The sequence below is a fragment of the Nonomuraea sp. NPDC049152 genome (assembly GCF_040648355.1).
GTDB lineage: Bacteria > Actinomycetota > Actinomycetes > Streptosporangiales > Streptosporangiaceae > Nonomuraea.
In genome coordinates, this window is record NZ_JBEZDO010000056.1 from 20,921 (window position 1) to 30,131 (window position 9,211).

Annotated in this window: 9 protein-coding genes; 5 read left to right on the forward strand and 4 right to left on the reverse strand. The window is 69.6% G+C overall.

All coding sequences use genetic code 11. From position 1 onward, the window contains the following. Nucleotides 1–43 precede the first annotated feature (43 nt). The 3 genes from AB0B45_RS49530 to AB0B45_RS49540 all read right to left on the reverse strand — a co-directional run bounded on the left by AB0B45_RS49530 (nt 44) and on the right by AB0B45_RS49540 (nt 4,727). Nucleotides 44–1,846, reverse strand: coding sequence for a hydantoinase B/oxoprolinase family protein (locus AB0B45_RS49530; protein ID WP_358145723.1), 1,803 nt, complete (start codon nt 1,844–1,846; stop codon nt 44–46). Continuing rightward, nucleotides 1,843–3,858 (reverse strand): hydantoinase/oxoprolinase family protein, encoded by a 2,016-nt coding sequence (locus tag AB0B45_RS49535; RefSeq protein ID WP_358145725.1) that lies wholly within the window; start codon nt 3,856–3,858, stop codon nt 1,843–1,845. Before AB0B45_RS49535 ends, AB0B45_RS49530 begins: the two co-directional genes overlap by 4 nt. Nucleotides 3,859–4,325: 467 nt before the next feature. Next, nucleotides 4,326–4,727, reverse strand: a complete 402-nt coding sequence (locus AB0B45_RS49540) for a hypothetical protein (protein ID WP_358145727.1) — start codon at nt 4,725–4,727, stop codon at nt 4,326–4,328. Between the two features lie 312 nt (nt 4,728–5,039). On the opposite strand from AB0B45_RS49540, the gene AB0B45_RS49545 reads away from it, so the two are divergent. From AB0B45_RS49545 to AB0B45_RS49565, 5 genes are all read left to right on the forward strand, one after another. After that, complete coding sequence (locus AB0B45_RS49545) at nt 5,040–5,267, forward strand: SHOCT domain-containing protein (RefSeq protein WP_358145729.1); 228 nt, start codon at nt 5,040–5,042, stop codon at nt 5,265–5,267. A 12-nt stretch (nt 5,268–5,279) separates the two neighbouring features. Beyond that, entirely contained in the window at nt 5,280–5,651 is a 372-nt protein-coding gene (locus AB0B45_RS49550) for a BlaI/MecI/CopY family transcriptional regulator (protein ID WP_358145730.1), read from the forward strand. Then, nucleotides 5,648–6,598 carry a M56 family metallopeptidase gene (locus tag AB0B45_RS49555; protein ID WP_358145732.1) on the forward strand — a complete coding sequence of 317 codons (951 nt, stop codon included), beginning with the start codon at nt 5,648–5,650 and terminating at the stop codon, nt 6,596–6,598. Before AB0B45_RS49550 ends, AB0B45_RS49555 begins: the two co-directional genes overlap by 4 nt. 90 nt (nt 6,599–6,688) lie before the next feature. Further along, nucleotides 6,689–7,372 (forward strand): hypothetical protein, encoded by a 684-nt coding sequence (locus AB0B45_RS49560; RefSeq protein WP_358145734.1) that lies wholly within the window; start codon nt 6,689–6,691, stop codon nt 7,370–7,372. 264 nt (nt 7,373–7,636) lie between these two features. Beyond that, nucleotides 7,637–7,960 carry a TnsA-like heteromeric transposase endonuclease subunit gene (locus AB0B45_RS49565; protein ID WP_358145737.1) on the forward strand — a complete coding sequence of 108 codons (324 nt, stop codon included), beginning with the start codon at nt 7,637–7,639 and terminating at the stop codon, nt 7,958–7,960. 15 nt (nt 7,961–7,975) lie between these two features. Here the strand turns inward: AB0B45_RS49565 and AB0B45_RS49570 are convergent, their stop codons facing one another. Beyond that, complete coding sequence (locus AB0B45_RS49570) at nt 7,976–8,728, reverse strand: hypothetical protein (RefSeq protein WP_358145739.1); 753 nt, start codon at nt 8,726–8,728, stop codon at nt 7,976–7,978. Nucleotides 8,729–9,211 lie beyond the last annotated feature (483 nt).

Below are 9,211 nucleotides of genomic sequence, written 5' to 3' on the forward strand. Positions count from 1 at the left end.
GGCTGAGGTCTTTCGGGGGTCTGCCGCGTCGACGCTCCGCCGGTTAGGGTTCGTCCACTTCCGCGTGGGTTCGGCCGTTCGCCAGGGTGGGGTAGCCGGGACCCCGGTCGAAGAAGCGGGCCGGTTCGGCCTTCAGCCTGGCGCGCAGGTCCGACGTCGCCCGGTCGTCCACCACGCCGTCCGACAGGACCACGCCGTAGTTCTCCCGTGCCCCCTTCACCGACACCTTGCCGTCGCGGACGTCGGCCGCCACCGTCAGCGGGTCGCGGTCGTAGGGGGAGCCCCACCCGCCTCCCCCCGTGGTGCGAATGCGGATGATCTCGCCCGCCCGTACGGGATGGTCGTCGACCAGCCCCTCCATCTCCTCCCCCGCCACCGACACCGTGAAGGGCCGCCCCGCCAGCCCTCCGTTGACCCCCCAGCACGACAGGATCGACCGGTCCGCGATCGACATGTAGGAGGCGTCGCGCAGCATCCTGATGTGCTTGTCGTAGCCCAGCCCGCCCCTGAACAGCCCGGGCCCGCCCGAGTCCACCGCGAGCCCGAGCCGCTCCACCCTGAACGGCCAGCGCGCCTCGGCGAACTCCACCGGGATGTTGCGCGAGTCGGGCACGACGTGGATCGTGTCCTCCCCGTCGGCGTACCACCGGCCGCCCGAGCCGCCGCCCAGCACCTCTCTCATCAGGTACGGCATGCCGTCCGCGTCGTCGCCGTACACGCCGGTGTACCTGATCGTCTCCTGGTCGGCGGGCATCCGGCCGCCCGTCGCCTTGGCCAGCACCCCTGCCAGCACCCCCAGCAGACGCAGGATGACGAACGTCCTGGCGTTCGTGGGCGCAGGGAAGATCGGCGTGAGCAGCGTCCCCTTGTCGGGGAACCTCATCTCGATGAGCGGGACGACCCCCTCGTTGACGTCCAGCTCGGCCATCCGCGCGGGCGTGTCGGCCAGGTTGCGCAGGATCGGCGCCAGCCACTTCTTCAGGAACACTCCGTCGGCGTAGTCGCCCGCGTGGTTGATCGGGCCCTTGGCCTGCGGCGAGGTGCCGGTGAAGTCGATCACCAGGCGGTCCTCGAGCCTGGTGAGCGTGATCCGCTGGGTGTGCAGGCGCGGCTCGTCGACGCCGTCGTGCTCGGCGTAGTCCTCCCAGACGTAGGTGCCGAGCGGGATCTTCGACAGCAACTCCCTGCGGAACGTCTGCGTCGTGTTGTCGATGATCGCGTCGAAGCACTGCTCGACGGCCGCTCTGCCGTACCTGTCGAACAGCTCGCCCAGCCTGCGCGCGCCCATCAGGCAGGCCGAGCACTCGGCGTCGAGGTCGCCGGCGAGCGAGTCGGGCATGCGGGAGTTGCGGGTCATGATCCGCAGCGCGGCCTCGTTGGGGACGCCGCGGTCCCACAGCCTGATCGGCGGGACCATCAGCCCCTCCTCGAAGACCGAGCGCGCGTGGGAGGGCATGCTCCCCGGTACGGCGCCGCCGATGTCGTCGTGGTGGCCGAAGGCCTGCACGAAGGCGACCACCTCGCCGTCGTGGAAGACGGGGACGGTGACGCAGAGGTCGGGCAGGTGGCCGATGCCGCCCTCGGAGAGGTAGACGTCGTTGTGGAAGAAGACGTCGCCGGGGTTCATGGTCTCGACGGGGAAGTCGCGGACGATCGGCTGGACGAGCGCCGAGTAGGAGCGCCCCGTCAGCTTGCGCAGCCTGACGTCGTGGATGCCGGCGCGGAAGTCGTGGGCGTCGCGGATCATCGGGGAGCGGGCGGTGCGCGCGATCGCGGTCTCGACCTCCATCTCCACGGAGGCGAGGGTGCCCTCGACGATCTCGACGAGGATCGGGTCGACGGTCACTGGGCGGTCCCTTCCTTGCGGACGATCAGGTTGCCGTGGGCGTCGCACTCGGCGGTGAAGCCGGGGTGGAGCGGCAGCGTCGAGCCGTACTCCTCGATGACGGCCGGGCCGGTGATCACGTCGCCCGCGAACAGCGTGGCGCGCGGGTGGATGGGGCACGACGCCCAGCCGTCGTCCTCGAAGGAGACGGGGCGGGCGCCGGGCTCGGCGGGGGGCTCCGAGCGCGCGGGCCGCACCGGGATCGAGGGGCGGGTGATGGGTCCGATGCCGGACACACGCAGGTTGACCCACTCGACGGCGTGGCGGGGATCGTCGCGGTAGCCGTACCCGTAGAGCTTCTCGTGCGCCTCGTGGAAGCGGGCGACCACCTCGGCCTGCCACTCGCCGTCCGGTGGCCCAGGGGGCGCGGGGACGCGTACCTCGTAGGCCTGGCCGTAGTAGCGCAGGTCGGCGCTGCGCTGGCAGACGGGCGAGGTGAAGCCCTCCCTGTCGAGCGCCCGCACCGCCTGCTCCTCAAGTTCGGCGAAGACGTCGGCCAGCACGTCGGCGGAGGGCTCCCTGGTGACGTAGGTGCGGACGTAGTCGTTCTTGACGTCCACGGTGAGCAGCCCGAACGCCGAGACGTTGCCGGGGTCGGGCGGCACGATCACCGCGGGCATGCCGAGGATGTCGATGAGCCGGCAGGCCAGCAGCGGTCCCGACCCGCCGAACGTCACGAGCGGGAAGTCGCGCACGTCGAGTCCGCGCTTGACGGTGATCTGACGGATCGCGTTGCACTGGTTGAACGCGCTGATCTCCAGGATGCCCGTCGCGGTGCGTTCGGGGGTGAGACCGAGCTTGCCCGCCAGCGCCTCGATGCCCTGCCTCGCGGCCTCGCGCTCCAGCGGGATCTCCCCGCCGAGCAGGTGCGGGGGGATCCGGCCGAGGAAGACGTGCGCGTCGGTGACCGTGACGTCGCCGCCGCCCTTGCCGTAACAGAGCGGCCCGGGGTCGGCGCCCGCGGACTTGGGGCCCACCTTCAGCGTTCCCTCGGGCGAGATCCACGCGATGGAGCCGCCGCCCGCGCCCACGGTCACGATGTCGATCATGGGGATCTTGCACGGGTAGCGCCCGATCGACCCCTCGGTGGTCAGCGAGGGCTCGCCCTCCACGACCACCGCGACGTCGGTCGAGGTGCCGCCGCCGTCCAGCGTGATCACCGACGGCTGCCCCGCGGTGGAGGCGATCAGCGCCGCGCCCAGCGCGCCCGCGGCCGGCCCCGACAGGACGGTGGTGATCGGCTGGTGCACCACCTCGGCGGCGCTCAGGACGCCCCCGTTCGACTTCATCACCGAGAACGGCAGACCGAGCCGTTCGGACAGGTTGGCGATGTAGCGCCGCATCGTCGGCTTGACGGCGGCGTCGACCAGCGTGGTGACCGACCGCTCGTACTCCCTGTACTCGCGCAGCACGTCGCTCGACAGCGACACGACCGCCTCGGGATGCTCCCTTTCGAGCACCTCCCGCATGCGCAGCTCGTGCGCGGGGTTGGCGTAGGAGTGCAGGAAGCACACGCCGATCGCGGTGATCCCCTGCTCCCTGAACCAGCGGGCGGCCAGCGTCGCCCCCTCCTCGTCGAACGGCCTGACCTCCTCGCCCAGGTGATCCAGCCGCCCGCCGACCGTCTTCACCCTGTGCACCGGGACGATCCTGGGCGGCTTGACCCAGAAGTAGGAGTTGCCGTAGCCGTCGGGCACGCTCTGCCTGGCGATCTCCAGGATGAACTCGAACCCCTCGGTCGTCACGAGGCCCAGGTCGGCGATCCTGTCCTCGAGCAGCTGGTTGGTCGCCACGGTCGTGCCGTGCACGAGCCCGGTGACCGGCCCGCCGCCCACCTTCTCGATGCCCGCCATGAAGCCGTCGGCCGGATTGGCGGGCGTCGAGGGCGTCTTGGTCGTGAAGATCTCGCCGGTTCGCTCGTCGACCGCGACGACGTCGGTGAACGTGCCGCCGGTGTCCACTCCGATACGCATGGGTTCAGTGTCTACCTGGGGGCTCGCCCGCGGGGATCAGCGAAACCTGCCGAACAACCGGCGATTCTTCAGCGTTATCTAGCTAGGCAGCCGGGCTCTGGGCGAGGCCGCCGTTTGTCTGTCGCGTGTGTGCGATGCAATCGCCCAAGCAACCGGAGTCCGAAGCGCGACCTGGACAGCGGTGAGCCAGAGGGAGTCACCCGCGCCGGGGCGGGGTGTTCTCGCAGGACGGCGCCCACGTCATCGCAGATAGTCGCTCACTATGCGATAAGCCGTTTCCCGGGCCCCGAGTGCCCGTGCGCCCGTGTGCATGGCTACTCGAAGGCGTGATACGGCCAGGTCGTGGTTGGCCGCATGCACTCCGGGGACGAGAACGGCCAGACCCGGTATCAGCTACGCCAGGATCTCCGTCAGCTAGGGACACTGTTACTCTCTCTGGCTCTCGGCCCACAGGTGGTCGGTGAGTTTCACGGTTCGCCCCCCGCGGTCAGCGAGGCAGTGGCGTACTTCGTGGGGCCGTTGTCGTCGCCGGCGTGGAGGCGGCCGACCAGAGCCTGGCCGGTGGGAGCGTTGAAGGACGAGTTGCCTTCTCTCTCCGCATCGCTCCAGTACGGGGCGCTCACCTGGACGTCGATGAAGATCAGGCCGCAGTAGTACGTAGTGTTGCCGTTCTTGTCACCGGAGTGCGCCCGGCCCAGCAGGACCTGATTGGCCGGGCAGGTGACGGGGACTCCGTCCGATTCCTTCACGGTCTGGTTGTAGCCGTCGATGATCATGATGTTGCCGGCCCGCGTGCGCCGGGCGGGGATGGTCATGGTGAGCAGGGCGGCGGCGGCCACGGCGCCGAGGGTGGCGGTGGTGCGGGGCATGGGGTCCTCCTGTGAGGGAGGTCGCTGATCACGCCATTGCCACACAAGGTAATGGCTTGATTACAAGAAGACACTGGATGAGTGAGGGATCCGGGCTCCAGGCGACGTGCGGGAAGTCTTCCCGCACGTCGCCGACTGGTAGAGGGAGGCCACTGCTCTTTCCGGCGCACTTGGTCTGACCTCTATATCCGCCCGATTTTCGGCCAGTACCACCGCGACCCCCACGGCTCAGAGAGGCGGGAACCGGAGGGATAGATTGGCCTATGGAGCTTAGGCGGAAGGGTTTAAGCGAGCTACCGGGGGGTGGCCGTGATGTGCGACATGGGCGCCGCCATGCTCTTGTGGGTCGTGGCCACGTTGGCTGTGCTCGCCCTGGTGGCGGCCGCGACGGTGTGGCTGGTGCGCTCCTTGACCACCAACGCCAAGGGCGACCAGCAGCTGCCGGTCGACGCCGCGCAGCAGGAGTTGCGTCACCGCTACGTGGCCGGCGAGATCGATCGCGAGGAGTTCCCGCAGCGCAAGGTGGATCTGAAGTCGTAAAGGAGAGGCGCGGTGCGCAGATTCGGTGAGCTGGAGGCCGCGATCATGGACGTGCTGTGGGCGGCCGACGGGCCGTTGCCCGTGCGCGAGGTCCTGAACCGGCTGCGACCGGACCGGGAGTTGGCCTTCACCACCGTGCAGACGGTGATGGACATCCTGTACCGCAAGGACTGGGTGGAGCGCGAGCTTCAGGGGCGCGGCTACCGCTACTGGGCCAAGGCCAGCCGAGAAGATTACACAGCCGGCCTGATGGCCAGCGCCCTGCAGGCCAGCCCCGACCGGGCCGCCGCGCTGGCACGCTTCGTCGAGCGGATGGACCAGGCCGAGATCGACGAGTTGCGAGCCGCGCTGGCGGCCGCCAAGTCCAGCGAGCAGGCGCCATGACCGCCGCGGTGCTGCTGACTGTATACGCGCTCGTGCTGGCCGCGGTGGCACCGGCGGCGCTACAGCGGGCCTCGTGGGTGGAAAGGGCGCCGCGGCTGGGCATCTTGGCCTGGCAGTCGCTCAGCATCGCGGTGGTCGCCGCGGTGGTGCTGGCCGGACTGACAGTGGCGGTGCCCGCCAGCGCTTGGGGCGCCGATCTGGCCCAAGCGCTGAACGCGTGCGTGATGATGCTGCGCGACTCCTACGCCAGCCCGCAGGATGCACTGACCATCACGGCCGCTCTGCTGGCCTCTGCCGCGATCACGGCGCGGCTGATCTACAGCCTCGGCGCGGAACTGCTCCGCACCTGGAGCGAGCGGCGCCGGCACCTGGCCGTGCTGCGCATGGTGGCCCGCCGCGAAGAGCGGCTCGGTGTGCTGGTGGTGGACCACGACGCGGCCATCGCCTATTGCCTGCCCGGCAGGGGCGGCCCGATCGTGCTGAGCACCCGCGCGCTGGCTGCCCTGGACGGGCGGCGGCTGGCGGCGGTGCTCGCCCACGAACGGGCGCATCTTCACGGCCACCATCATGTGCTCACTGCCACCGCCCGGGGGATGCGGCGGGCCTTTCCGTTCGTCGCGCTGTTCGCTACGGCCGAGCAGGAGATCGCCCGGCTTGCCGAACTTGTGGCCGACGATGCCGCCGTCCACGCGGCCGGCCGGCTGACTGTCGCCGATGCCCTGCTCACGATGGCCGACGACCAGAACACGCCTGCCTCGGTGTTGGCGGCGGCCACCCATCGCACCGGGCAGCGAGTGCGCCGGCTGCTGGCGCGCACACCACCGCTGCGCGCGATCGCCAGCCTGTCCATCGGCGTGTCGGCCCGGGCGGCGATGGCGGCACCGATAGTCGTCGCGGCCCTTCCGGCCCTGCTGGCCAGCGTCATGGACTGCTGCCGCATGCGCTGATGAGGGCCCCGCGCCCACCGGCACCCCCTATGACCTAAGATGCTTAGGTGTAACTAAGACGCTTAGGCGTACGTGGCGGGGAGGCGCCTGATGTCTGTGCAACACGCTGACCAGTTCCAGCGGGCACGGGCCGAAGCCCACCAGCAGCCACCGCGGCGGCGGCGCCACGCGCTACTCCCCGTGATCGGGGCTGCCGCCGCGGCGCTCGTCCTGGCAGGGTGCGGCGGCTCCGCTCTCGCGCCGGACACGCAGAGCATGCCTGCGGCCACAGCCGCGGCCACGAGGCCTGCGGACCGCGGGCTCCCGCCGTGGCCTGCCCCGGCCGATCCCTACCCCGGCATCAAGGCGGCGGGCCTGAGCATCGGGCCGATGGGTATGGCCGAGCACTACCACGCCCACCTCGACGTCTTCGTCGACGGCAAGCAGACTCCCGTGGCCGCCGACATCGGCATCGACCCGCAGACGGAAGAGATGACGGCCCTGCATACCCATGACACCCGCGGCGTGATCCACATCGAGGCACACAAGAAGGGCGACACCTACACCCTGGGCCAGCTGTTCCAGCAGTGGAGCGTCGCCCTGACACCTGACCAGATCGGCGCGCTCAAGACCGGAGGCGGCAAGGCACTGGCCGCCTACGTCAACGGCAAGAAGGTCGACGGCGACCCGGCCGCGATCGTGCTCAAGCCGCACATGCAGATCGCCCTGGCCCACGGCACACCCGACCCGTCCTTCACCCCGTCGGCCGGCTACCAATTCGAGCCCGGCGAGTAGCGCGGTCGCCGCTGCTCACAGCTGCGTCGCGGCAGCTGGAGAATCGCAAACCAGGCCTAGTATCGGGCGAAAGAGCACCCGTGGCAGGGGGACACCCGGAGTACGCCAGAAACACACCGTGCCACCACATCCCTGCTCGTCATCGTCCTCATGTCCGGCCAGGCCCTCTGCTCCGGCCCGGCTGCCGCGTCCTGGAGGTCCGGCACTTGCCCAGGTGTCGAAACCGGTCCCGACCTGCGTCTTTACCGACGTCGCCAAGAGGGCATGTCACTGTATGTCGTATATCTGCGACAGACGTCCGGTTCCTCGCAGCCGTTCTGGCTGTTCTGGGCGAGTGAGAACGGCAAGTCCCGGTCGCACGCGCCGGACTTCTTCCTTCGCCGCGAAGACGGCTGCGGCGTGGTCGTCGACTGCCGTCCGATAGAGCGGCGAAAGCCGCGTGATGCGGAAGCGTTCGAGGCCACCAGACAAGCGTGCGAGCTGGTCGGCTGGGAGTACCGCTTGGTGGGCGCGCTCGATCCGGTCACGGCGGCCAACGTGCGTTGGCTGGCTGGCTACCGGCATCAATCTTGGTCCAGATCACTTTGATCTTGGTGGCGGGATTCAGCCGTACATGCGGTGGCAGATCTTGTTGCGCAGCGCGGTGCGGGGCCTGCTCGGTGGGAAGAGCCGGTCGCACCAGCGACTGAGCTTGGCGACGGCGGGTGAGGTCCGCTTCGGCGTGTGGTCGGCTTGGGCGCGGCGCGGGGTGGCGGTCGACCGTTTGGCCCGCGCCTTGGCGGTCGACTTCGCCGCGCGGGGCGATGGGCGCGGTCGCGGGCCGTAGGAGTCGGCCCGTCGGTGCCCGGCTTTGACGGCCTGGTGCTCGTTGGTACGGCTGGCGCGGGGAGTCGGGGCGGGCGTCGCGCTCGGAGGCGCCGAGCTGGTCGACGGTGAGCTGGTCGACGTGGACGTGGTCGGCAGGGTGGCCGGCGGCGGTGGCGGGACTTGCTCGGCGAGCGCGGCCTGGTCGACGGGCGGCGGTGTGGGTGGACTGCCCCAGGTGGTCGACCATGCCCCCGTGGCGACCACGATAGCGGGGGCGGCAGCCAGGACGGGGCGCAGGTGGCGGTCCCACAACTCGCGTTCGCCGTCCGCCGCTTCCGGGACCTGCTTGCCATGTTGTTCCTGTGCGCTCTGGTCGCCGCCGGTCTGGGCGTCTGGGGCGTCGACTCTCGGGGCGATCTCCAGAGAGGTCGGATTCTGCCTCCTGGTGGCATGGAGCCCGTGGCTGGCGCTGGCCATGTTCGCGGCGTCGTTGGCCTCGGAGTTGCTGCTGACCGACGGGACCGGGCGCAAGAAGTCCGCTGTCTTCAACCGAAAGCTGCTGGCCTCGTTTGTCGTCGATCACCACGGGGGAACCGGCGCGCCCCGGACACTGCGGCGCTTCACGCCGCCGCCCACCGAACGGCAAAGTAAGTCCGAACAAAACTAGCCCGTTCCGATCGGGTGAACCTACCGCTTCCTAGCTCGCCAGGATCTGCGTTGGCAGGCTACGTCCGGAACGGACAATGGAACCCACGGCGTTACGACAGCTCATGATCAAGATCAGGTTGGGTTCAGCCTAGGCGCGGCGAGGATGCCATTGGATGCGCCTTCGCCACCGACAGCGAGGCCGCTGCCGTCGAACTCTCGGGCGAGAGGTGAGCCGGTCGGCGTGGACCCGGGAAAGGAACCCGCAAGAGATGTTGAGCGCGGCGAAGATGGGCTCTGGCTCACTTTTGATGATCTCAGTGACAGAGCGTGGCTCCGTCAGATGTAGCGGAGGACTCGAGCCCGGAGGAGGTCGAAGTTGGCCCG

Bases quoted from the DNA above. Each gene is read 5' to 3' on its own strand.
- AB0B45_RS49535 (WP_358145725.1), bottom strand. From the start codon at position 3,858: ATGCGTATCGGAGTGGACACCGGCGGCACGTTCACCGACGTCGTCGCG.
- AB0B45_RS49540 (WP_358145727.1), bottom strand. From the start codon at position 4,727: ATGCCCCGCACCACCGCCACCCTCGGCGCCGTGGCCGCCGCCGCCCTG.
- AB0B45_RS49545 (WP_358145729.1), top strand. From the start codon at position 5,040: ATGTGCGACATGGGCGCCGCCATGCTCTTGTGGGTCGTGGCCACGTTG.
- AB0B45_RS49555 (WP_358145732.1), top strand. From the start codon at position 5,648: ATGACCGCCGCGGTGCTGCTGACTGTATACGCGCTCGTGCTGGCCGCG.
- AB0B45_RS49560 (WP_358145734.1), top strand. From the start codon at position 6,689: ATGTCTGTGCAACACGCTGACCAGTTCCAGCGGGCACGGGCCGAAGCC.
- AB0B45_RS49565 (WP_358145737.1), top strand. From the start codon at position 7,637: ATGTCACTGTATGTCGTATATCTGCGACAGACGTCCGGTTCCTCGCAG.